Origin of the sequence: Microvirga sp. 3-52, from assembly GCF_018383585.1 — a bacterium.
In the GTDB taxonomy this organism is placed as follows: Bacteria; Pseudomonadota; Alphaproteobacteria; order Rhizobiales; family Beijerinckiaceae; genus Microvirga.
On the sequence record NZ_JAHAMK010000033.1, the window covers coordinates 49,232 to 70,220 of the forward strand.

Genomic DNA, 20,989 nt, shown 5'->3' on the forward strand with positions numbered 1-20,989 from the left:
ACGAGAGTTCAGGCCTAGAGCATCGGCTGCAGACGCCGCGCCAGCTCAACGGCGGCGGCATAATCGGTCTTTCCCGAGCCCAGCACCGGAATTCCCGATACGAGGATCGAGCGGGGCATCCAAAGCTCGGGAAAGCCTTGGGCTTTGGCATGAGCCAGCAGCACATCCCTGTCCGCATCCGCCTTGTCGGTGATGAGGATGATCTGCTCGCCCTTGCGCGGGTCGGGAATGGCCACGACCACATGGCTGTCGTCGGGCCACAGGCCCTGAACGGTCGCCTCGATGGCTGCCAGCGACACCATCTCGCCGCCGACCTTTGCGAAGCGCTTCGCCCGCCCTCGAATGGTGACGATCCTGTCGTCGACGGTGACGATGTCACCGGTGTCGTGCCAACCGTCCACGGGAGGAAGGATGCCGGCCGGAGCCTTCGGATCGAGGTATCCCTTCATCACGTTCGGGCCGCGCACGTGCAGGCGCCCGCCTTCATGGATTCCTTCGACTGGATCGAGGCGCCACTCGATCCCTGGGAGAATCGGCCCGACCGATCCGGGCCTGTTGCGATCGGGCAGGCTGACGGCGATGACCGGCGAGCATTCGGTGGCTCCGTAGCCTTCCAGGACCACGGTGCCGTGCTTGGCCCAGAGCCTGCGTGTCTCGTCCTTCACCCGCTCGGCGCCCGCAATAACGTAGCGGACGCTCGCCAGATCATCGTCGCCTGCGGCACGGGCGTAGCCCTGCAGAAAGGTGTCCGTCGCGAGCATGATCGTGGCGCGGGTGCCGGCGACGAGCTTCGGGATCTGCCGGTAATGGAGCGGGCTCGGATAGAGCACCGACTTCATGCCGTTGAGAACCGCCGTCAGGAGCCCTGCGGTCAAACCGAAGGAATGAAAGATCGGCAGGGGGTTGAAAAACACGTCATCTGGTTGCAGCACCTCGCCCGCAAGCGCTTTGACCTGATAGGCATTGGCGATCAGGTTGGCGTTCGAGAGCACCACGCCTTTCGGTGTGCCTTCCGAACCTGACGTGAAGAGCACAACGGCGGGATCGTCCGGTTCGACCTTGGCTCGGGCATGAACGCGCCGCGCCATCCAGGAATCGATCAGCCCGCGCAACTTGTCGAGGCTCGTCAGCCCCGCACGAACGTCCTCGAGCCACAGGATCCGCCGCCCCTCCCCCAGGGCTGCGACGATGTCATCGAGCTTGCCCTGCTCGACGAAGCGGCGGGACGTCACAATGGTTTTGCTCCCGGCCAGTTCGCACGCCGCATTCAGGTTCTTGAGACCGGCCGTGAAGTTCAGGAAGGCCGGAACTCGCCCGAATGCATTGAGCCCGAACAGAGTGACGGCGATGGCCTGAACGTTCGGCAGCAGCACGCCGATGGGCTCGCGCCGATCCGTCAGGCTCGCCAGCTTGCGGCCGAGAACGAGCGAACCCAGGACAAGGCGGCCGAAGGTGATGGGCTGGCGTTCGAGGTCCTCGAGGGCGACCTTGTTCCGGCCGAACCGATCCCTCGCTTCGAGGAGAGCGCCGAAGAGGCTGTTGCGCGTCCGCGCGATATCGAACTCCGCCACGGGCGCTCCTTGGCTCTGTTAACCCGCCGAGCCTTCCCGGATCGGGGCCTGATAGGCGAGGCCCATATCCCAGGGGAAATAGATCCAGGTATCCTGGCTCACTTCCGTCACGAAGGTGTCGATCAGGGGCCGTCCGGCAGGCTTGGCATAGACTGCGGCGAAATGCGCGTTGGGGAGCATGTCTCGCACGATCTTGGCGGTCTTGCCCGTATCGGTCAGGTCGTCGATTACGAGAACGCCCTTGCCCGTCCCATCGCCCAGGGCCTTGATGGCAGGTGCGATGTCCTTGAGCATCTGCAGCTCGCCCTGGTTCTTGTAGTCGTGGTAGCTGGCGATGCAGACGCTCTCGATGAGCCGGACATCGAGCTCGCGGGCCACGATGGCAGCCGGCACGAGACCGCCGCGGGTGATGCAGACGATCGCCTCGAAGGGACCGGCCGAAGCCAGACGCCAGGCCAGAGCCCGACAATCGCGGTGGAACTGGTCCCAGGAGACAGGGAAGGCTTTGGGGGAGGTCGGGGACATCGTTTTGCTCTTCTACGGCTTTTGTGGTGGTGACGATAATTCTTAAAGGGGCGCCCGGTCGCCCTTGAGGCGACCGAGAAGCTCACGAATGGCGGCGGCAGCCCTTGCGACCGCCTCCGGGTCCTTGCCCCGCACGACGATCTGGTTGCGGAAGCCGCTTGTCGAGAACGAGGGATAGGACCCGATGGACACACTCTCATTCGACGAGGCGATCTGGCCCAAGCCCTCGGCATAGATGCCTTCGGCCAGCCCCTCGGCCTCGATGGTCTCGATGATCATGCGGGCGCCGGTCTGGAGCGACGGCGCGATGATGTCGAGCATGGCCTGCATGATGGAGGGCACGCCCGCCATGACGAAGACGTTGCCGATCCGGAAGCCGGGAGCCTTGGAGATAGGATTCTCGATGAGATCGGCCCCCTCAGGGATTCGGGCCATGCGCAGGCGGGCCTCGTTCAATTCATCCGGCGTATAGCGCTCCCGCAGCATGGCGACCGCCCTCAGATCATTGTCGATCCCGACGCCGAACGCCTTGGCGATGCAATCGGCGGTGATATCGTCATGCGTCGGACCGATGCCGCCGGTGGTGAAGAGATAGGTATAGCGGCCGCGCAGGGCATTGACCGCCGCCACGATCTCTTCCTCCACGTCCGGCACGACCCGGACCTCGCGCAGGTCGATGCCGATCCCGGTCAGGTACTCGGCGATGTAGCCGATATTCTTGTCCTTGGTGCGCCCGGTGAGGATCTCATCGCCGATGATGAGGAGGGCGGCTGTGACGGAGATGGCCATACGCAGCGATCCTTTTAGGGGCCTTTAGCGTCAGAAACGGCAATTCTCAAGCAAGGGTTCAGTTGAACCCCCGCCTTCTCCCCTGCTACCAGGGATTTTTTCGTTCAAGCGTTGGAATCTGATGCGTTTTCAGGAAACCCTGCTCGAGGGCCGCCTCATCGAGCGTTACAAGCGATTTCTCGCGGATATCGAACTCGAGACGGGCGAGGTGGTCACGGCCCATTGCGCCAATCCCGGAGCCATGATGGGTCTGAAGGAACCCGGCAGCCGGGTCTTTCTCTCCAGGGCGACGAACCCGAACCGCAAGCTAAAATACAATTGGGAGTTCGTGGAGGTCGCGGCCGGCGGCGGGCCCCTCCAGCTCATCGGCATCAACACGTCGCGCCCCAACCTCCTGGTCGCCGAAGCCCTGCGGGATGGCCGTCTCGCCCCCTTCGCCCGGTACGACCGGGTCAGGCCGGAAGTGAAGTACGGCAGGAACAGCCGGGTCGACTTCCTGCTCGAGAAGGATGGCGAGCCGCCCTGCTACCTGGAGGTGAAGAACTCCCACCTGATGCGCCAAGCGGGCTTTGCCGAGTTCCCGGATTGCGTCGCGGCCCGCAGCGCCAAGCACCTCTACGAGCTGGCCGACATGGCCGCGGTGGGCGCGAGAGCCGCCCTGGTCTATGTCATCCAGATGGATGCGAACCGGTTCGACGTGGCCCGCGACATCGACCCCGCCTACGACAAGGCCTTCCGGCACGCCTTGGCGGCCGGCGTCGAATCCTATGCCTATGTCTGCCGCATCACTCCGGAGGAGGTGGTGATCGACCGGCCGGTCGAAATCGTGACGCCGCGATAGAACGACTCAACAGCTGGCTCAAAACCACGACCCTCATCCTGAGAGGCTGGCTCGTCATGCACTACCCGCCGTCATGGCCGGCCTCGTGCCGGCCATCTCGATTAACAAAAGCGCTGCGCTTCAAGCCATCGGGATCACCGGCACGAGGCCGGTGATGACGAAGGGATGCGAACCCGGCGAGTGCCGATTTGGGTCGGACTTTCAGCCCCGCTCGAAGACCAGATTCATCTTGGTTTCGAGGATCTGCCGATAGCCCCTGCCCTTCAGGAGCTTCACCACATCGATCTGCCAGCGCTCGGGCACGTTGGCGACGATGAAGAGCCCTGGGTAGAGGGAGGCGGGCGCATCCCGGAAGAACGGATCGAGCACCAGGTCCTCGGCCCCTTCAACATCGAGCTTGAGCGCGTCGATGCGGGTCAGGCCCTCGCGGCTTAGGAGATCGAGCAGGGTGACGGCCGGGACGCGGATCGCATCCGTCTGGCTCGAATTCACGATCTTCAGGCTCGCCTCACCCCGGTTGAGAGGGTCGAGAAACAGGGTGAGCTCGCCGGTTTTGTCCGCCACCGCGCAGTCGACCGCCTTGATGGTGCAGGACGGGTTCTGGCGGATGTTGTAGATCAGGCGGTCGAAAATCTCCGGCTGCGGCTCCACGGCCAGGATCCGCGTCGGAACGGCTCCCGCCTCCCGCGCGACGGAGAGGGCATACCAGCCGACATTCGAGCCGACGTCGATGAACGTGAAGCCATCCGCGATACGGGACGTCAGGATCTTGAGCTCATCGGTGTCGAAGTACTGGGGCGTGAACAGGATGCGCCGCTCGCAGACGTTCCTGTAAGGATAGAGCCGCATGCGGACGCCGAAGGTCTCCAGGTCGAGCGGCAGCCCCTTCAGGGTCTTCATCGCCAGGCGGCGCAGCATCAGGGCCAGCCGGCGGCCTGCCCACCCCTCGGGCAGCCCGCGCGTGCGGTCGATCACCCAGCGGGCGAGTCCTGAAGGCGCAAAATCGCCGAAAGGGCGAGAATCGTTCATTAAGCGGGAATCCACAGCCGACGAATGGGATGAACAGGGTTGCTCATGACACCCTCGGGCTCCAATCGCAAGCGGGGCATAAGGTCTTTGCTTGCGTCGCGCGCGGCGATCCTTACATTCCCGGCATAAGATTCAAGGATTGAGCATGACCGAAACCGATGTTGTGGAGCGCAAGCGCGCCGCCGAAATCCCGCTCCACGGGCCGGAGGCCTTCGAGGCCATGCGGCGCGTGTGCCGCCTGACGGCCGAGTGCCTCGACATGCTCACCGATTACGTGAAGCCCGGCGTCACGACGGAATTCCTGGACAAACTCGCCTTCGACTTCATCCGCGACCATGGCGCCTACCCGGCCTGCCTGCATTATCGCGGCTACACGAAGACGATCTGCACCTCGATCAACCATGTGGTCTGCCACGGCATCCCCAACGACAAGCCCCTGCGGGATGGGGACATCATGAATATCGACGTGACCCTGATCCTTGACGGGTGGCACGGGGATTCGAGCCGGATGTATTATGTGGGCGAGGTGCCGCGGCGGGCGCAGCGGCTCTGCGAGATCACCTATGAGTGCCTCCTGCGCGGCATCGCCGTGGTCAAGCCTGGGGCGACCACCAACGATATCGGGGCAGCCATCCAATCCTATGCCGAGGCCGAGCGGTGCTCGGTGGTGCGGGATTTCTGCGGCCATGGCCTTGGCCGCGTGTTCCACGATTCGCCGACGATCCTCCATTACGTGGAGCCGGCCTATAACGTGGAGCTGAAGCCCGGCATGCTCTTCACCATTGAGCCGATGATCAATCTGGGCCGGCCCCAGGTGAAAGTGCTCTCTGACGGCTGGACCGCCGTGACCCGCGACCGCTCGCTCTCTGCCCAGTTCGAGCACACGGTCGGCGTGACCGAAACCGGCGTCGAGGTCTTCACCTTCTCGCCGAAGGGTCTGGACAAGCCCCCTTACGCCGCAGCTTGACACTAGCCTGCCGCATCGCTTCAAGCCTACAAAGTAACACTGAGGCTCCGGGAACTATCCTGGGCCTCGCTCGGCAACAGCGACGGGTGGGCATGAGCGGCGACGAGACTCCCCATTATCACGGCCATCGCGACCGGCTGCGCGCCCGCTTCATGGAGGTAGGCGGCGATGCGCTGCCGGATTACGAACTGCTGGAACTCGTCCTCTTCCGCTCCATCCCGCGCCGGGACGTGAAGCCCATCGCCAAGGAACTCCTGAAGCGCTTCGGCACCTTCGCCGAGGTGCTGGCCGCCTCCCCCGGCCGGCTCATGGAGGTGGACGGCATCGGCGAGAGCGTGGTCACCGATCTGAAGATCATGGAAGCCTCCGCCCGCCGGCTCGCCAGGGGCGAAGTGGCCAAACGGCCGGTTCTGTCCTCCTGGACATCCGTCATCGACTATTGCCGGGCCGCCATGGCGTTCATGGACAAGGAGCAGTTTCGGCTGCTCTTTCTCGACAAACGCAACGCGCTGATCGCCGACGAGGTGCAGCAATCGGGCACGGTCGATCACACGCCGGTCTATCCCCGCGAGGTGATCAAGCGGGCTCTCGAACTCTCGGCGTCAGCGCTGATCCTGGTGCACAACCACCCTTCAGGCGACCCGACGCCATCCTCCGCCGACGTCAAGATGACCCGCGACATCATCGACATCGCCAAGCCGCTCGGGATCACCGTCCATGACCACATCATCGTCGGCCGCGAAGGTCACGCCAGCCTGAAGGGCCTGAAGCTGATCTGAGCTTGGCCTCAGAACCAAGCCACTCCCGCTGCGTTACGCTCCTACCGAAAACGCGATTGGGAGATCGAACCTATGAGGAAGACTTTGATCACGGCCGGCCTGCTCGGCTCCGCCCTGCTGACCTCTGCCGCCATGGCCCAGACCTCGCCCGCGCCAGTTCCGCAGTCGAGTGCCCCGGCTTCAGGGACCTTCATGACAAGGCTGGAACCGGGCCAGATGCTCGCCTCCAAGATCATGGATGGGGACGTCGCTGGCGCCGACAACAAGGACATCGGCGATGTCGAGGATCTCGTGCTGGACCGCAACGGCCGTGTTGTGGCGGTCGTTATCGAGGTGGATGAGGGTCTTGGTGACCGTACGGTGGCCCTGCCCCTCGGGGCGGTTCAGATGAATGCCGCCGATGCGACGACGACAGGCTCTGTCCAGGGCTCGGGTCAGACGGGCGGCTCGTCCGCTGCGCGGGATGACGACATGCGGATTGTCGTGACCACCCCCGTGGACCAGCTCAAATCCGCACCTGAGTTCGACGACGACAACGACTGAAATTAGCCCCGGGAGATCACCCCGGCGTCATTCCGGGCGGCTCGTGCGAGCCGAACCCGGAGTGACGGCCGCGGCTCTCTAGATCAGCGTCTCGATCCCGGTGAAAATCGCGTAGACGAAGCCGAGGCTCAGGGTGAGGCCGATGGAGCCGAGGACCAAGCCTCCGACGACCACCAGGCCATCGCGCTCGACGAGGCCCAAGCCAACCAGACACACGGCGAGCCCTAAGGGAATCTGCCCCACGAACGGCGGCGCGAAGAGCAGGCCCAGAGACAGGATCAGGATGACTGCGCCCATGAGACGCATGGTCAGGGGCGTGTCGAGATAAGTCATGCGCGGGCGGGAGAAGCGCTCCAGCCGGCGGAAGACCGGGATGGCGCGTCCGACCGCGCGCTCGACATCGGTGCGGGCGACCGACCGGTTCATGAGCTGACGCGGCAACCAAGGCGCTTCCCGACCGAAGACGATCTGGATGGCGACGAGCGCCAGGAGCAGACCGCACACCAGAGGGATCGGCGGCGGCATGGGAAGACAATTCGGCAGGCCGAGCAGGACGATCAGGAGGGCGAAGGCCCTGTCCTGGAGCACCGCCATGATCTCACGCACGGTCAGGCGCTCGCCTGGCTGGGAGGCAAGAGCGAGCAGGATTTGAGAGGTGCGCGCGTTGGAAAACAAGGAGCCCTGGTAGGTTCGGGAATGCTCAGGGCGCCTCTCTACCTGACTTAAGGTCCGGGGCCAAGGCTCCGGGGCTAGCACATCGTGCGGAAAAATGGATCCGGTTTACGGCTTTCAGCGGTGTGCTCACCAAAAGGCGGCATTGGGTGGATCCCAAAAGTGCACATCCACTTTCGGGTCCGATGCCCGAGGTGCCTCAGTGAATGTTGATTTCCCCCTCGATGGCCCGGAACTCCGCGGGCCTGATCAATTGCGCATGGGTAATCGTGACCGAATGTAAGGGCCCGGCGAGCTCGCGCTTCCAGAAATCGAGAAAGTCGATGAGGACGGGAAAGCGGGGAGCCAGATCGTATTCCTGCCAGATATAAGTCTGCAGGAAGGTAGGGTGGTCCGGCATGCGGTAGAGGATCTTGGCGGTTGTCAGCCCGTAGCCTTCCATCTGGCGGATGAAGTCGTTGGATACCATGCGAACTCCTTCTCTCAAGCTCCAGCGAGCCCTTCAGACAGGTGTCCGCCCCAACGGCACAGGCGGTTTCCTGCCCTATGCTCAAGGCTAAATCTTGAGTGCGCATCGAAGTTCCGGCAAGTCGAAGGACTTGCACATCCACGCGATCTTGCGTTCATTGCCCGGAGCATCGGAGCAACCTCTTAAGCGGCGGATCGTTGGGCACGGGAAACCGGGGCCACTTTTCCGTACGTTGCGCTAGAAGCGACCCTGAACGGAAACATCGGACAAGGAGATCACCGGGAATGCGCTTTGCCTTCGCGGGAATCGATTTTCTCGGAGATGTTTTCGAGACGCTGCTCACCAGGGGCTGGGAGCCGGTCAAACTCTTCAGCCGCCCCTGCGACGGCATCTACGATTTCAACGACGTGACGGTCGCCCGCGCCCGCGCCTTGAGGCTGCCGATCCAGATGTCGCGGATCCTCCCGGCCGATCTGGCCGGCTTGAAAGCCATAGGTTGCGAGGCCCTGGTGGTGGCGGGCTATCCCTGGCTGATCACCGGCTGGGAGCGGCATCTGCCCTATGCAGTCAACTTCCACCCATCGCCGCTCCCGATAGGCCGCGGACCCTATCCGCTCTTTCAGGCCATCCTGGACCGTCTTCCCGAATGGGGGATGACGGCCCATGTGATCGAACCCGCCTTCGACACGGGCGCCATTGTGACCCAGAGGCGGTTTTCCCTGAGCGGCGCGGAGACGCACGACACGCTGCTGGCCAAGTGCCAGATCGCCGCCAAGGAGATTTCCGTGCAATTGGCCGACGATCTTCCCCGGCTTTGGGCCGAGGCGAGACCCCAGGGCCCGGGAACCTATTGGCCCCGGATCACGCAGGTGCAGCGGACCGTCGACTGGACCGGAGCCATCCGGGATGTGTTGCGCACCATCCGCGCCTTCGGCTCCATCGAGGCCTTCGCCCAAATCGATTCCCGCTATGTCTATGTGTGGGAAGCCACCGGCTGGGAGGAGCCACACCACTACCGTCCCGGCACCCTCGTCCACAGGCACCGCAAGCACATGGTCGTCGCCGCGCAGGACGGCTTTATCCAGGTCACGGGCTGGAGCCCGTATGCTCCGGGTCCGGTCAGAGGAAAGTAGCGTCCACGCTGGAGGGGAAGCTGCCGCGAGTTAACGTCGACGCTTCACCAGCTTCCAGGCCTGGCGAAGGATGAAGAGGTTTCTGATAAGCTTGAACATCGGGTTTCCTTGAAAGAATGTCTGCGTTTCAAGGACCATGGGGGCCGGAAGGTTCCCGGCCTGTCCGCGTCCCGCTCTGCTCCATCCTATGCCAGCGGAGCATCCACGGTGCAGACGATGCCGGTGGGGCGAAATTCGATGCGCGCAATCCCGTTGAGCTCCTGGGACAGGCTCCGCTCGATCAGCCGGGAGCCGAAGCCCCGGCGTGTCGGCGTCTGGACGGGCGGGCCACCGCCCTCCTCCCACCGCAAGCGCAGGCGCGGCTTGGGAAGGGCCGGTTCGACATCCCAGGTGATCCTGATCTCGCCCGTGGCATTCGCCAATGCGCCGTACTTCACCGCATTGGTGGCGAGTTCCTGGAGCGCTATGGCCAGGGCAAGGGCCATGCGGGGTGGCAGGCGGACCTCGGGACCGCTCACATGCAGGCGGTTCTCACCTCGACTTGTGTAGGGGGCGACGGTCTGGCCGACGATGTCCTTGAGCTCGGCTCCCTCCCAGCTCTCTTTCGTCAGCACGTCATGAGCGCGCGCGAGGGCAATCAGCCGCCCTTCGAGAGCTTGCTTCGCATCCTCCATGGTCAGTGCATTGCGCAGGGTCTGCGAGGCTATGGACTGGACGGTGGCGAGGGTGTTCTTCACCCGATGATTCAGCTCGTGGATCAGAAGGGTGCGCTGTTCTTCCGCCTGCTTGCGGTCGGTGATATCGCGCTGGATCCCCCAGAGCCGTTTCAGCTGACCGTCCTCGACGATGCCCGCCATGCTGTTATCGAAGTGCTTGCGGTTTCCAGAGGCGTCCTGCTCGACCGACTCCACGCCGGCCACGCTGTAGCCGGACAGGATGACCTCGGCAAGGTAAGCCCTTGCCTCGGGATCCGACGACGGCAACGAGAAATCCAGTGTCCTGCCGATCAGATCCTCGGCCCGCGCGAGGCCGTACATTTCGGCCATGGCGTAATTGCACTCCACGAAGCGCCCGTTGCGGTAGGCAAGCTCGACCTGCTCCTCGACAGGCAGGGACGTGTCGAGGGGAGGATCGAACTCCAGAAGCCAGATGCCTTCGGTGCTGTGCGCGATGAAGGAACGATAGCGCTGCTCGCTCTCCCGTAAGGCTGCCTGTGCGTCTTTCTCGGCCGTTATGTCCCATTGAGCGCCGAGCGAACGCACGAAGCGTCCTCCGGCACCGCGGATGAGCTTGGTCCGGGCGGTGATCCAACGCATCTCGCCGGTATCGGCGCGAAAGATTCGGAATTCATAGTCGAGCTGATGACGGGAATGATCGGCGACGGCGGCCCGCGTTTCCGCCTCGATCCGCGCCCGGTCCTCCGGATGCACAAGGGCAATCCAATCCTCGTAAGAGAAGAAGCCGGAGAGGTTTTCAGGGAGCCCGTATAATTCCAGGTATTCCGGCGATGCGACGGCCTTGTTGGTCCTTCGGTCGAATTCGAAGCTGCCGATCCTTGCAGCCTCCTGGACCTGCCTGAGCCGCTCCTCGCTTTCACGGCGGGCATCCTCGGCCAGCTTACGCTCGGTGATGTCATCGAACAGGATCGCGACGCGCCGCCGCTCTGGATTGCCGATCCGGGAGGCGAAGACGTCGTACCAGCGCCCCAGGGCTGCCGCCTCATATTCGAACCGCTCCGAATCCCCGGTCAGCGCCACGCGGCCGTAGATGTCGAACCAGTGATGCTCGTGCTCGGGATGGAAGGAGCGCATGCTTTTGCCAGCGGCATCGCGCAGCCCTGTCTGCTCCTCGAAGATCGGATTGACCTCGACGAACACATAATCGACCGGGCGGTTCTGTTCGTCGAAGACCATCTCGACGATGCAGAACCCCTGATCGAGCGCCTCGAAGAGGGCGCGATGGCGTGTCCCTGTCTCGTGAAGCGTAGCCTCCTTGCTCGCGCGCAGAGCATCTTGGGTAAGGACTTTGTCCGTTGTTTCAGTCGCGGCGCAATAGAAGCCGACGATGCTGCCTTCTTCATCTCTGACCGGCGTCCAGGAGAAGCTGAACCAGCTCATGGGCCGGTCTGGGCGGCCTGCCAGGGCCACCGGGCGATCGATGAAAAACTGCGCCTCTCCTGCCATGGTTGCCGCAACGATCGGGCGATATTCGTCCCAGATTTCGGGCCACAGCTCTGGATAGGGCTTTCCAAGCGCCGCCGGATGTTTGATTCCGAGGATCGGCATGTAGCCGTCGTTGTAAAGCGACGTCAGCTCAGGCCCCCAGGCCAAATAGACCGGCTGCTGTGAGGCCAGCATGAGATCGACCATGGTCCTCAGGCTCTGCGGCCAAGCCTGGAGCGGCCCCAGCGATGTCGTGGCCCAGTCATGGGTGCGAATGCGCTCTGCCATCTCGCCGCCGATCGAAGGCCACCGGGAGGCTCGCTGAGCCTGCGCGCCCTTATCCTCCTGGAATCCCGAAGGCCGAGGGGACGCCCCCTTCAAGGCAATGTCGTTCATGAGACGAGCGCCTGATGGCAGGTGCGGGCCGCTTCGATGGTCTGGCGGAAGCAAGTCCGGTGTCCGGCGTTTGATGCCAGGACAAGGATGACTCTGTTCGGGCCTGCAAACATCTCCTGCCTCTTGGCTCGGCGGATTGTGTCCGATGCAACCGGAACACATAAGGCCACGAGGTGGGCGATCAAGGTATCGCCGGATTGCCAGAAACGGGTCTCCTTCCCGCCGCAGACCTGTATGCAGATGCAGGATTTCGAACCTGCCGCCGCTTGCACCCTAACCAGGTTTTCGGCGCGGGCGGGAACCAACCTCCCCTAGCGGCATTAATCTCTCACGAAGGCCAATGCCCCCAGGTCTTCGAGACCCTCAAAGCCCTTCACTGTCCCCTGTGAAGGGCTTTTTCTTCGCCCGACCCTGTGTTCCGCAGCCACGCCCGGGGCTCCCTGCCCTTTCAGAACTTTGGACCCCTTCGCGACTGCTCGGCAAAGCTGCCCCCTTCCCTGGCGCGACCGGATTCCGTCCGACTGTTCGGCCAAGCTGAAACCGTCCTCCGCCTCGATCATTGCCCCTTTGAAGGCTATCCTGTTGGCCTTCAGGACCGGGAGGCCTCCTCATTTGCCGGCAACGGCGGGTGAGGAGGCCTTTCAGCGTGCTGTCCACAGATTTCAGAGCTGGTGGTAGTGCCGCCCCTGATAGATCAGGGGGGGCTTCATCTCGCCGAGCCGGATGCGGACGATCTCGCCGATGATGACATGGTGGGTCGCGACGATCCGGGCATCGCTGATGCGGCAGTCGAAGGCGACGAGGCTCGTCGTCAGGGCGGGCGAGCCCGTTTCGAGCCTGTCCCACTGACCGGTGGTGAAGCGCTCCTGCCCCTGAAGACCCGAACGACCCGCGAAAACATCTGCAAGAGCCAGATCGGCGGCACTCAAGGTATTGACGCAGAAAACCCGGTTGGCCAGGAGCGCCTGCGCCGATCGTGAGGCCGTGTTGATGCAGACCAGGAGCGAGGCCGGGCTGTCCGTCACGGGGGTGACCGCCGTGGCCGTAAAGCCCGCGCGTCCGGCCGATCCATCGGTCGTGACCACATGAACGGCTGCGGCCGCGCGGCTCATGCCTTCCCTGAAGAGAACGGCATCCGGGCCGGCGGCACCCGTGGCGGCTGAATTGGGAGTGGCTTGAGACTTCAACATCGTGATCCGGGACAAGCCTCTTCCACTCTTTCAGGCAGAGCACAAGGCTGTTCAGACCCATATGGTCCCTGGCCTTATCCTTTGGAAGCGGTAGGCAGAACCGGCCTTGCCCAGTATTGCATCGGCCTCTGCCGCTTATTCCATCAGAAGAGGGAATAGGAAACTTAACAGAAAGTTGTCGAACGGAAATCCGTTTGCTAGAGACACCCGCATCTTACGTCAGGCTTGGCGTTGCTCAGGCATCGTGCTTACCTGCGGTGTTTCCCAAGAATGACCCCGTTCCAGAGGGGCAAGGGTAGGACATGGAAATCTTTGTGCAGCAGCTCATCAATGGGCTGACTCTGGGGTCGATCTACGGCCTCATCGCCATCGGCTATACGATGGTCTTCGGCATCATCGGCATGGTGAACTTCGCCCACGGCGACGTCTTCATGCTCTCCGCCTTCATTTCTCTCATCTTCTTCCTGATCCTGACCACGTGGCTCGGGATCTCGTCCATCGCGCTGGCGCTGCTGATCGTGCTGGTCATCGCGATGGTGCTCACATCCCTCTGGGGCTGGGCCATTGAGCGCATCGCCTACCGGCCCCTGCGCGGCTCGTTCCGCCTGGCGCCGCTGATCTCGGCCATCGGCGTCTCGATCTTCCTGTCCAACTTCGTCCAGGTGGCTCAAGGCGCCCGTAACAAGCCGACCCCGCCGATGGTGGGCGACGTGATCGTTCTGTTCCAGGGCGAAAGCGGCTACAACGTCGCCCTCTCCTACAAGCAGATCATCATCATGGTCGTCACCGCGGTGCTGCTGACGATCTTCTGGTATCTCGTCCAGAAGACCACCCTCGGCCGCGCCCAGCGCGCCTGCGAGCAGGACCGCAAGATGGCGGCGCTGCTCGGCATCAACGTGGACCGGACGATCTCGCTGACCTTCGTCATCGGTGCCGCCCTCGCGTCGGTCGCCGGCACCATGTATCTGCTGTATTATGGCGTGGTGAGCTTCAACGACGGCTTCGTGCCGGGCGTGAAGGCCTTCACGGCAGCGGTTCTGGGGGGCATCGGCTCGCTCCCGGGCGCCGTCCTCGGCGGGCTGATCATCGGCCTGATCGAGGTCTTCTGGTCGGCCTACTTCTCGATCGAGTACAAGGATGTGGCCGCGTTCTCGATCCTCGCCATCGTCCTGATCTTCATGCCCTCCGGTATCCTCGGACGGCCTGAGGTCGAGAAGGTTTAAGGAGCTTACCGAGCATGAACGCTCCTTCCATCACCACCACGGCCCAGACCGAGGCCGTGACGCGCAGCTTCGACCTGGGGGCCGCCTTCAAGGATGCTCTCAAGACCGCGCTGATCATGCTGGGACTCTCGATCCCGATCCTGTCCTACAGGACGGATCAGTCCGGCGCGGAACTCTTCCTGACCCCTCGCTGGGGTCTGGTGGCGATCCTCTGCGCCATCGTCTTCGGCCTGCGCCTCGTGCTGCATGCCTTTACGGCATCGCGGGCCTATCGCCAGGCGACACCCGCCGCCCATCAGGCGACGGAGGCGGTCCACGCGGAGCCGAGCGCCTTCCAGCACGTGTCGCGGTTCGCCATTCCCTTCTTCCTCGGCGTGGCGCTCGCCTTTCCGCTCCTGATCTACCTGATCCAGGGCGGGCTGAACGAGTCGCGCTACTGGGTCGATCTCGGCATCCTGATCCTCACCTACGTGATGCTGGGCTGGGGCCTGAACATCGTGGTCGGCCTCGCCGGCCTGCTCGATCTCGGCTACGTGGCGTTCTACGCGGTCGGGGCTTACTCCTATGCCCTGCTCTCGACCACCTTCGGCCTGTCGTTCTGGATCTGCCTGCCGCTCGCCGGCATCCTCGCGGCCTTCTGGGGCATGATCCTCGGCTTCCCCGTGCTGCGCCTGCGCGGCGACTATCTCGCCATCGTGACCCTCGCCTTCGGTGAGATCATCCGCCTCGTCCTCATCAACTGGGTGGACCTGACCAATGGCGGCGCCGGCATCTCGTCGATCCCCCGTGCGACCTTCTTCGGACTGCCCTTCACGGCTGGCGAAGGCGGGTTCGCGGCCACTTTCGGGCTCGAGTTCAACGGCATGCACAGGATGATCTTCCTGTATTATCTGATCCTGGCGCTCGCCCTGCTGACCAACTTCGTGACCATGCGCCTGCGCAAGCTGCCCGTGGGCCGCGCCTGGGAGGCCCTGCGCGAGGACGAGATCGCCTGCCGGTCGCTCGGCATCAACACCACGAACACCAAGCTGACGGCCTTTTCCATCGGGGCCATGTTCGGCGGCTTTGCTGGCTCGTTCTTCGCAGTTCGCCAGGGCTTCGTCTCTCCGGAAAGCTTCAACTTCCTGGAATCGGCGATCATCCTGGCCATCGTGGTTCTCGGCGGCATGGGCTCGCAGATCGGCGTTGCCATCGCTGCCATCGTGCTGGTCGGCGGCCCCGAGATTCTGCGCAACCTGACCTTCCTGCAGGCCATCTTCGGATCGGGCTTCGACCCGAACGAATACCGCCTGCTGCTCTTCGGCGCCGGCATGGTGGCGATGATGGTCTGGCGCCCGCGCGGCCTCATCTCGGAACGTGAACCCTCAGTGATCTTGAAGGAGCGCAAGGCCATTTCCGGCTCGCTCGTGAAGGAAGGACACGGCTAATGCGCTGGCTGCAGGATCCCATCCTCGACGTACAGCATCTCACGATGCGCTTCGGCGGCCTCGTCGCCGTCAACGACCTCTCCTTCAAGGCCGGGCGCGGGGACATCACCGCGCTCATCGGCCCCAACGGTGCGGGCAAGACCACGGTCTTCAACTGCATCACCGGCTTCTACAAGCCGACCGAGGGCATGGTCGCTCTTCGCAAGCCCGACGGTTCGCACCTGCTCCTGGAGCGGCTGCCCGGCTACGACATCAACTGGAAGGGCAAGGTCGCCCGCACCTTCCAGAACATCCGCCTGTTCTCCGGCATGACGGTGCTCGAGAACCTGCTGGTCGCCCAGCACAACCCGCTGATGATCGCCTCCGGCTTCACCTTCCTCGGCGTCCTGGGCATCGGCGGCTACCGCAAGGCCGAGAAGGAGGCCATCGAGAAGGCCAAGTTCTGGCTGGAGAGAGCCCGGCTCATCCACCGGGCGGACGACCCGGCCGGCGACCTCCCCTACGGCGATCAGCGCCGCCTGGAGATCGCCCGCGCCATGTGCACGGATCCGCTGCTGCTCTGCCTCGACGAGCCGGCAGCCGGTCTCAATCCCCGCGAGTCGCTGGAGCTCAACGAACTCCTTCTGTCGATCCGCAGGGATCAGGGCACATCGGTTCTCCTGATCGAGCACGACATGTCGGTCGTGATGCAGATCTCGGACCACGTGGTGGTGCTCGATTACGGCACCAAGATCTCGGACGGCTCGCCCTCCGAGGTCAGGAACGATCCCAAGGTCATCGCCGCCTATCTCGGCGTCGCCGACGACGAGATCGAGAAGGTCGAAGCGGAGATCGGCCTATGAGCACCGCTGGAGCAAATATCGCGATGCACAATCCCCAGGCTTCCACGGCCCGCCAGCCGCTTCTGAGCGTTCGCGGCGTGAAGACCTATTACGGCAACATCATCGCCCTCAAGGGCGTGGACATGGATGTCAACGAAGGCGAGATCGTCACGCTAATCGGGGCCAACGGCGCCGGCAAGTCGACGCTGATGATGACGATCTTCGGCAATCCGCGGTGCCGCGAGGGCACGATCACCTATGCGGGCCGGGACATCACCAAGCTGCCCACCCACGAGATCGCCCGCCTGTCCATCGCCCAGTCTCCAGAAGGGCGGCGCATCTTCCCGCGCATGACCGTGTTCGAGAACCTGCAGATGGGTGCATCCATGAACGGGATGGCCCATTTCGACCAGGACCTCGAGCGGGTCTGCGCCCTGTTCCCGCGCCTGAAGGAGCGTCTGCAGCAGCGCGGCGGCACCCTGTCGGGCGGCGAGCAGCAGATGCTCGCCATCGCCCGCGCGCTCATGAGCCGCCCGAAGCTCCTCCTCCTGGACGAGCCGTCCCTCGGCCTCGCGCCCCTGATCGTGAAGCAGATCTTCCAGATCATCAAAGAGCTCAACGAGAAGGACGGCATGACGGTCTTCCTCGTGGAGCAGAACGCCTATCACGCCCTCAAGCTGGCCCATCGCGGCTATGTGATGGTGACGGGCAACATCACCATGAGCGGCACCGGCAGGGAACTGCTTGAAGACCCGCAAGTCAAAGCGGCCTATCTCGAAGGAGGAAATCACTGATGCAGGGTATCCTCTACGAAGAGCCGTCGTTCTGGCTCTTTCTTCTCATCACCGTGATAATGGGCGGCTGGGCGGCCTGGATGACAGGCCGGGCCATCGCCCTCACCTGGCGTCCCTTCTGGACCCTGATCCTCTACCTGTTCATCCTCGGCGCAGCAGTGCGCTTCATCCACTTCGCCCTGTTCGAGGGAACCCTGCTGTCGGTCCACTACTACGCCATCGACACGATCGTCCTGCTGATCATCGGGGCGCTGGGCTTCCAGTACCGCCGCGCCCGGATGATGACCACCCAATACCGCTGGCTCTACGAGCGGACCGGCCTGTTTTCCTGGCGGGAAAAGGCGTCTGCTACCAAGGGCTAAGCCAAAAAGATTCCCAGGTGACATCCGCTTAAAAACAAGCATGATGTTCCGCGGAAGGCGGGGTCCCCCCGCCAAACCGGCCCCACAAGGAAGAGGGGCCTATAAAACCACCCAGAGGAGTGACCTCATGAAAAAAATGCTGTTGACCGGCGTGGCGCTTGGTCTTGGCCTCGCCTTCTCCAGCGCTGCCAGCGCCCAGATCAAGATCGGCGTTGCTGGCCCCATCACCGGCCCGAACGCGGCCTTCGGCGCCCAGCTGAAGAACGGCGTCGAGCAGGCTGTCGAAGACATCAATGCAGCTGGCGGCATCAATGGCCAGAAGCTGCACGTCGTTGTCGGCGACGACGTGTCCGATCCCAAGCAGGGCGTGTCGGTGGCGAACAAGTTCGCCGCTGAAGGCGTGAAGTTCGTCGTCGGCCACTTCAACTCCGGCGTCTCGATCCCGGCCTCGCAGGTCTATGAAGAAGCCGGCATCGTCCAGGTTTCCCCGGCCTCCACGAACCCGCAGTTCACCGAGCGCGGCATGTGGAACACCTTCCGCACCTGCGGACGCGATGATCAGCAGGGCCTCGTCGCCGGCGGCTACCTTGCCGACAAGTTCAAGGGCAAGAAGGTCGCCGTCATTCACGACAAGACCCCCTACGGCAAAGGCCTCGCGGACGAAACCCAGAAGACCATGAATTCCAAGGGTCTGAAGGAAGTCGTCTATGAAGGCGTGAACCCGGGCGAGAAGGACTACTCCGCTCTCGTGTCGAAGCTGAAGCAGGCCGGCGTCGACGTCGTCTACTTCGGCGGCCTCCACACGGAAGCCGGCCTCATCATCCGCCAGATGCGCGATCAGGGCCTCAACGCTCCGCTCATGTCGGGTGACGGCATCGTGTCGGCCGAGTTCACCTCGATCGCCGGCCCTGGCGCCGAAGGTACCCTGATGACCTTCTCGCCGGATCCGCGCAAGAACCCGAACGCGAAGGACGCCGTGGCCAAGTTCAAGGCCAAGAACTTCGAGCCGGAAGCCTACACCCTGTACTCCTACGCTGCGACCCAGATCCTGGCCGAAGCTGCGAAGCAGGCTGGCAGCGTGGACGGCAAGAAGGTTTCGGACGCCATGAAGTCCGGCAAGCCCTTCAAGACCGTCATCGGCGACATCTCCTTCGACAAGAAGGGCGACATCACCCGTCCGGACTACATCATGTATGTCTGGAAGAAGGGCGCTGACGGCAAGATCGATTACTCCGGCAACGAACTCGCCATGTAATCGGCCGGCCACAGGCCAATGATCCGAAACCCGCCCTGGCGACAGGGCGGGTTTTCTCATGGAATATCGCTCGAGATCCGGCCAAGAATGGGAAGCCGGGGGCTTCCCGGCCCAACTTGGACGTCATGGCCGGGCCTGTCGCGGCCACCCCGATCGGAAAAGCGCTGTGCTTTCCTTAATCGGGATCACCGGCACAAGGCCGGTGGTGACAAAGGATGTGAGCTTCCCGCCAGCCTCAGGAATGTCTTGACCATGCCCGCGCTCAGTTTGTCTCTGCTCGAGGTCCCCTATGCGGTCTGTCGCTTGCCGGCGGGCGCCCCTGCCGCAACTCCGTCGCCAACGCGCTTCTCGCTTCTGGTCCGGGCGGCCGAGGAAACGACCCTCGTCTGCTCGCTCGATCAGGCCCCGCCCGAGGCCGAGATCGATGCCGGCTGGCGCTGCTTCCGGATCGAGCAGAGCTTCGACTTCAGCGTTCCAGGGATCCTGGCCTCCGTCCTCACCCCTCTGGCCGGTGCCGGCATCGGCATTTTCGCCACCTCCACCTTCAGCACTGATTACGTGCTGGTGAAGGCGGGGGATACGGAGAAGGCGCTGGCTGTTCTCGGGGATGCCGGACACACGATCCGACGTGAAACGTGATCAGGCCCTTTCGATCCGGGCTGCGAAGCAGCCGCGCCGGGCGAAATGGGCATCGATATGCGCCACCTGCGGATTGGCGAAGAACCGCTCGATCACCTGCAGAATGTCTCCACCTTCGGCCACCTCCGCATCGACGATGAAGGCATGGGCATCGTAGGCCCGCAGGGACAGGAGCCGGTCCCGCAGCATGGGCGGCAATTCGCCCCGAAACGCCCCCGTCCTTGCGGACCGGCTGACGAAGATCGGCCCCGCTGCGCGATAAGGTGACGTCGACGCCGTCTGATGGGCGTGATTGAGCAGCAGAAGCTCCTCCCCCACGGCGACCCGGGTCAGCGATACCCGGCAGGGATAGGCATCGGCCTCATCGGCATAGACCCGCTGGGCGCCGATAACCGCAAGGTCGGCATCGATCAGCCGGAACAGCGGGGCAAAGGGTTCGGCATCGAGGCCGCGAACTTGGAAGGGCATTGGGAGTCTCCTTGATGAGACCACCAGAATGACAAGGTCCGCCCCGCCGAACGACCCGATTCCTGTGCCACTTTATCGTCCTGTCATGGCCGGGCTTGTCCCGGTGATGACGCGGAGGGTTACCTTTCTGGTTGGGAGCAAGGTGTAGCTAGGGCCTGCCCTACCCTAGCCGCCCCAGCGCCGGAAACGTCTCCAACAGCCAGAACGACATGTTCGTGATCCAGCCGGTCAGGAAGGCAATTCCGGTGAGTACGAGGAGGACGCCCATGACCCTCTCGATCATGGCGAAGCGCGAGCGCATGCGCTTCAGGAGCGCCACGAAGGGTTTCATGGCGAAGGCGGCGAGGAGGAAGGGAATGCCGAGGCCGGCAGAATAGGCGGCGAGCAGCAGCGCTCCATGGGAGACACTGTCCTCGGAACCCGCCACGGTCAGGATCGCTGCCAGGACAGGCCCGATGCAGGGCGTCCAGCCGAAGGCGAAGGCGAGACCCATGACATAGGCGCCCCAGAGACCCACCGGCCTAGCGACGTTGAAACGAGCCTCGCGATAGAACAGCCCGATGCGGAACAGCCCAAGGAAATGCAGCCCCATCACGACGATGGCGATGCCCGCCACCGTGCTCAGGACATCGAGATATTGCCGGATGACCTGGCCCAGGGCCGAGGCCGTCGCGCCCAGCAACACGAAGACGGTCGAGAAGCCCGCCACGAACAGCAGCGCCGCCAGTATCGCGCGCTGGCGCACGGCCCGGTCGTCGCCCGCGCTCAGGCGGTCGAAGGTGGTGCCTGCAAGGAACGACAGGTATGGCGGCACCAGCGGCAGGACGCAGGGACTCAAGAAGCTGATGAGGCCGCCGAGCGCCGCGGCCGGATAGGAAACACTGAGCATGAGAGCCTTCTATCCTTTCGCGCTCCCTAGAGAAAGCCGGTGAAG

Annotated in this window: 21 protein-coding genes and 1 pseudogene; 12 read left to right on the forward strand and 10 right to left on the reverse strand. The window is 63.5% G+C overall.

Translation table 11 applies throughout. The annotated features are described in order from the left end of the window. Positions 1 to 14 precede the first annotated feature (14 nt). From KHP60_RS20475 to KHP60_RS20485, 3 genes are read right to left on the reverse strand one after another with little or no spacing between them, the layout of a single operon-like run. Complete coding sequence (locus tag KHP60_RS20475) at positions 15 to 1,571, reverse strand: AMP-binding protein (protein ID WP_213566151.1); 1,557 nt, start codon at positions 1,569 to 1,571, stop codon at positions 15 to 17. Positions 1,572 to 1,589: 18 nt separating this feature from the next. Beyond that, positions 1,590 to 2,096 carry a xanthine phosphoribosyltransferase gene (gene gpt, locus KHP60_RS20480; RefSeq protein WP_213566152.1) on the reverse strand — a complete coding sequence of 169 codons (507 nt, stop codon included), beginning with the start codon at positions 2,094 to 2,096 and terminating at the stop codon, positions 1,590 to 1,592. Between the two features lie 42 nt (positions 2,097 to 2,138). Next, a complete protein-coding gene (locus KHP60_RS20485; RefSeq protein ID WP_213566153.1) occupies positions 2,139 to 2,885 on the reverse strand; it encodes a molybdopterin-binding protein in 747 nt (248 codons plus the stop codon). A 121-nt stretch (positions 2,886 to 3,006) separates the two neighbouring features. Here KHP60_RS20485 and sfsA point away from each other — a divergent pair, with 121 nt between their 5' ends. Then, positions 3,007 to 3,726, forward strand: a complete 720-nt coding sequence (sfsA, locus tag KHP60_RS20490) for a DNA/RNA nuclease SfsA (protein ID WP_213566154.1) — start codon at positions 3,007 to 3,009, stop codon at positions 3,724 to 3,726. 201 nt (positions 3,727 to 3,927) lie between these two features. Here the strand turns inward: sfsA and KHP60_RS20495 are convergent, their stop codons facing one another. Continuing rightward, positions 3,928 to 4,755, reverse strand: a complete 828-nt coding sequence (locus KHP60_RS20495; RefSeq protein WP_213566155.1) for an FkbM family methyltransferase — start codon at positions 4,753 to 4,755, stop codon at positions 3,928 to 3,930. Positions 4,756 to 4,900: 145 nt separating this feature from the next. On the opposite strand from KHP60_RS20495, the gene map reads away from it, so the two are divergent. The 3 genes from map to KHP60_RS20510 all read left to right on the forward strand — a co-directional run bounded on the left by map (position 4,901) and on the right by KHP60_RS20510 (position 7,044). Next, complete coding sequence (gene map / locus KHP60_RS20500) at positions 4,901 to 5,722, forward strand: type I methionyl aminopeptidase (protein ID WP_213566156.1); 822 nt, start codon at positions 4,901 to 4,903, stop codon at positions 5,720 to 5,722. A gap of 92 nt (positions 5,723 to 5,814) precedes the next feature. Then, positions 5,815 to 6,501 carry a RadC family protein gene (gene radC / locus KHP60_RS20505; protein WP_213566157.1) on the forward strand — a complete coding sequence of 229 codons (687 nt, stop codon included), beginning with the start codon at positions 5,815 to 5,817 and terminating at the stop codon, positions 6,499 to 6,501. A gap of 72 nt (positions 6,502 to 6,573) precedes the next feature. Continuing rightward, on the forward strand, positions 6,574 to 7,044 hold the full coding sequence (locus KHP60_RS20510) for a PRC-barrel domain-containing protein (RefSeq protein ID WP_213566158.1): 471 nt from the start codon (positions 6,574 to 6,576) through the stop codon (positions 7,042 to 7,044). Between the two features lie 78 nt (positions 7,045 to 7,122). Here the strand turns inward: KHP60_RS20510 and KHP60_RS20515 are convergent, their stop codons facing one another. Then, positions 7,123 to 7,719 carry an exopolysaccharide biosynthesis protein gene (locus tag KHP60_RS20515; protein ID WP_213566159.1) on the reverse strand — a complete coding sequence of 199 codons (597 nt, stop codon included), beginning with the start codon at positions 7,717 to 7,719 and terminating at the stop codon, positions 7,123 to 7,125. 196 nt (positions 7,720 to 7,915) lie between these two features. Continuing rightward, the gene (locus tag KHP60_RS20520; RefSeq protein WP_213566160.1) at positions 7,916 to 8,185 is read right to left on the reverse strand and encodes an usg protein; all 270 of its coding nucleotides are present in this window, start codon (positions 8,183 to 8,185) and stop codon (positions 7,916 to 7,918) included. 284 nt (positions 8,186 to 8,469) lie between these two features. Between KHP60_RS20520 and KHP60_RS20525 the strand changes: the two genes are divergently transcribed. Further along, positions 8,470 to 9,318, forward strand: coding sequence for a methionyl-tRNA formyltransferase (locus KHP60_RS20525; protein ID WP_213566161.1), 849 nt, complete (start codon positions 8,470 to 8,472; stop codon positions 9,316 to 9,318). 185 nt (positions 9,319 to 9,503) lie between these two features. On the opposite strand, the gene KHP60_RS20530 is transcribed toward KHP60_RS20525, so the two are convergent. Then, positions 9,504 to 11,876 (reverse strand): PAS domain S-box protein, encoded by a 2,373-nt coding sequence (locus KHP60_RS20530; RefSeq protein WP_213566162.1) that lies wholly within the window; start codon positions 11,874 to 11,876, stop codon positions 9,504 to 9,506. A 662-nt stretch (positions 11,877 to 12,538) separates the two neighbouring features. Continuing rightward, complete coding sequence (locus KHP60_RS20535) at positions 12,539 to 13,066, reverse strand: flavin reductase (RefSeq protein ID WP_213566163.1); 528 nt, start codon at positions 13,064 to 13,066, stop codon at positions 12,539 to 12,541. Positions 13,067 to 13,368: 302 nt separating this feature from the next. Here KHP60_RS20535 and KHP60_RS20540 point away from each other — a divergent pair, with 302 nt between their 5' ends. The 7 genes and pseudogenes from KHP60_RS20540 to KHP60_RS20570 all read left to right on the forward strand — a co-directional run bounded on the left by KHP60_RS20540 (position 13,369) and on the right by KHP60_RS20570 (position 19,587). Further along, complete coding sequence (locus KHP60_RS20540) at positions 13,369 to 14,289, forward strand: branched-chain amino acid ABC transporter permease (protein WP_213566164.1); 921 nt, start codon at positions 13,369 to 13,371, stop codon at positions 14,287 to 14,289. A gap of 14 nt (positions 14,290 to 14,303) precedes the next feature. Further along, positions 14,304 to 15,716, forward strand: a complete 1,413-nt coding sequence (gene livM / locus KHP60_RS20545) for a high-affinity branched-chain amino acid ABC transporter permease LivM (protein WP_213566165.1) — start codon at positions 14,304 to 14,306, stop codon at positions 15,714 to 15,716. After that, positions 15,716 to 16,528: pseudogene (locus tag KHP60_RS20550) on the forward strand (ABC transporter ATP-binding protein); the annotation flags it as partial. The gene livM and the pseudogene KHP60_RS20550, both read left to right, overlap by 1 nt. Before the next feature lie 26 nt (positions 16,529 to 16,554). Beyond that, a complete protein-coding gene (locus KHP60_RS20555) occupies positions 16,555 to 17,331 on the forward strand; it encodes an ABC transporter ATP-binding protein (protein WP_213566167.1) in 777 nt (258 codons plus the stop codon). Continuing rightward, on the forward strand, positions 17,331 to 17,693 hold the full coding sequence (locus KHP60_RS20560) for a DUF6867 family protein (protein WP_213566168.1): 363 nt from the start codon (positions 17,331 to 17,333) through the stop codon (positions 17,691 to 17,693). Before KHP60_RS20555 ends, KHP60_RS20560 begins: the two co-directional genes overlap by 1 nt. Positions 17,694 to 17,820: 127 nt before the next feature. Then, entirely contained in the window at positions 17,821 to 18,948 is a 1,128-nt protein-coding gene (locus KHP60_RS20565; protein WP_213566169.1) for a branched-chain amino acid ABC transporter substrate-binding protein, read from the forward strand. Between the two features lie 252 nt (positions 18,949 to 19,200). Next, complete coding sequence (locus tag KHP60_RS20570) at positions 19,201 to 19,587, forward strand: ACT domain-containing protein (protein WP_213566170.1); 387 nt, start codon at positions 19,201 to 19,203, stop codon at positions 19,585 to 19,587. Here KHP60_RS20570 and KHP60_RS20575 read toward each other — a convergent pair whose 3' ends face one another. Continuing rightward, positions 19,588 to 20,055 carry a DUF1203 domain-containing protein gene (locus KHP60_RS20575; RefSeq protein ID WP_213566171.1) on the reverse strand — a complete coding sequence of 156 codons (468 nt, stop codon included), beginning with the start codon at positions 20,053 to 20,055 and terminating at the stop codon, positions 19,588 to 19,590. It lies immediately after the preceding gene. A gap of 160 nt (positions 20,056 to 20,215) precedes the next feature. Then, entirely contained in the window at positions 20,216 to 20,944 is a 729-nt protein-coding gene (locus KHP60_RS20580) for a cytochrome c biogenesis CcdA family protein (protein WP_213566172.1), read from the reverse strand. Between the last annotated feature and the right edge of the window lie 45 nt (positions 20,945 to 20,989).

Coding starts and splice junctions, on each gene's coding strand:
- KHP60_RS20520 (WP_213566160.1), bottom strand. CDS start 8,185: ATGGTATCCAACGACTTCATCCGCCAGATGGAAGGCTACGGGCTGACA.
- KHP60_RS20530 (WP_213566162.1), bottom strand. CDS start 11,876: ATGAACGACATTGCCTTGAAGGGGGCGTCCCCTCGGCCTTCGGGATTC.
- livM (WP_213566165.1), top strand. CDS start 14,304: ATGAACGCTCCTTCCATCACCACCACGGCCCAGACCGAGGCCGTGACG.
- KHP60_RS20540 (WP_213566164.1), top strand. CDS start 13,369: ATGGAAATCTTTGTGCAGCAGCTCATCAATGGGCTGACTCTGGGGTCG.
- map (WP_213566156.1), top strand. CDS start 4,901: ATGACCGAAACCGATGTTGTGGAGCGCAAGCGCGCCGCCGAAATCCCG.
- KHP60_RS20495 (WP_213566155.1), bottom strand. CDS start 4,755: ATGAACGATTCTCGCCCTTTCGGCGATTTTGCGCCTTCAGGACTCGCC.
- KHP60_RS20510 (WP_213566158.1), top strand. CDS start 6,574: ATGAGGAAGACTTTGATCACGGCCGGCCTGCTCGGCTCCGCCCTGCTG.
- radC (WP_213566157.1), top strand. CDS start 5,815: ATGAGCGGCGACGAGACTCCCCATTATCACGGCCATCGCGACCGGCTG.
- KHP60_RS20580 (WP_213566172.1), bottom strand. CDS start 20,944: ATGCTCAGTGTTTCCTATCCGGCCGCGGCGCTCGGCGGCCTCATCAGC.
- sfsA (WP_213566154.1), top strand. CDS start 3,007: ATGCGTTTTCAGGAAACCCTGCTCGAGGGCCGCCTCATCGAGCGTTAC.
- KHP60_RS20555 (WP_213566167.1), top strand. CDS start 16,555: ATGAGCACCGCTGGAGCAAATATCGCGATGCACAATCCCCAGGCTTCC.
- KHP60_RS20575 (WP_213566171.1), bottom strand. CDS start 20,055: ATGCCCTTCCAAGTTCGCGGCCTCGATGCCGAACCCTTTGCCCCGCTG.
- KHP60_RS20535 (WP_213566163.1), bottom strand. CDS start 13,066: ATGTTGAAGTCTCAAGCCACTCCCAATTCAGCCGCCACGGGTGCCGCC.
- KHP60_RS20565 (WP_213566169.1), top strand. CDS start 17,821: ATGAAAAAAATGCTGTTGACCGGCGTGGCGCTTGGTCTTGGCCTCGCC.
- KHP60_RS20525 (WP_213566161.1), top strand. CDS start 8,470: ATGCGCTTTGCCTTCGCGGGAATCGATTTTCTCGGAGATGTTTTCGAG.
- gpt (WP_213566152.1), bottom strand. CDS start 2,096: ATGTCCCCGACCTCCCCCAAAGCCTTCCCTGTCTCCTGGGACCAGTTC.
- KHP60_RS20570 (WP_213566170.1), top strand. CDS start 19,201: ATGCCCGCGCTCAGTTTGTCTCTGCTCGAGGTCCCCTATGCGGTCTGT.
- KHP60_RS20485 (WP_213566153.1), bottom strand. CDS start 2,885: ATGGCCATCTCCGTCACAGCCGCCCTCCTCATCATCGGCGATGAGATC.
- KHP60_RS20560 (WP_213566168.1), top strand. CDS start 17,331: ATGCAGGGTATCCTCTACGAAGAGCCGTCGTTCTGGCTCTTTCTTCTC.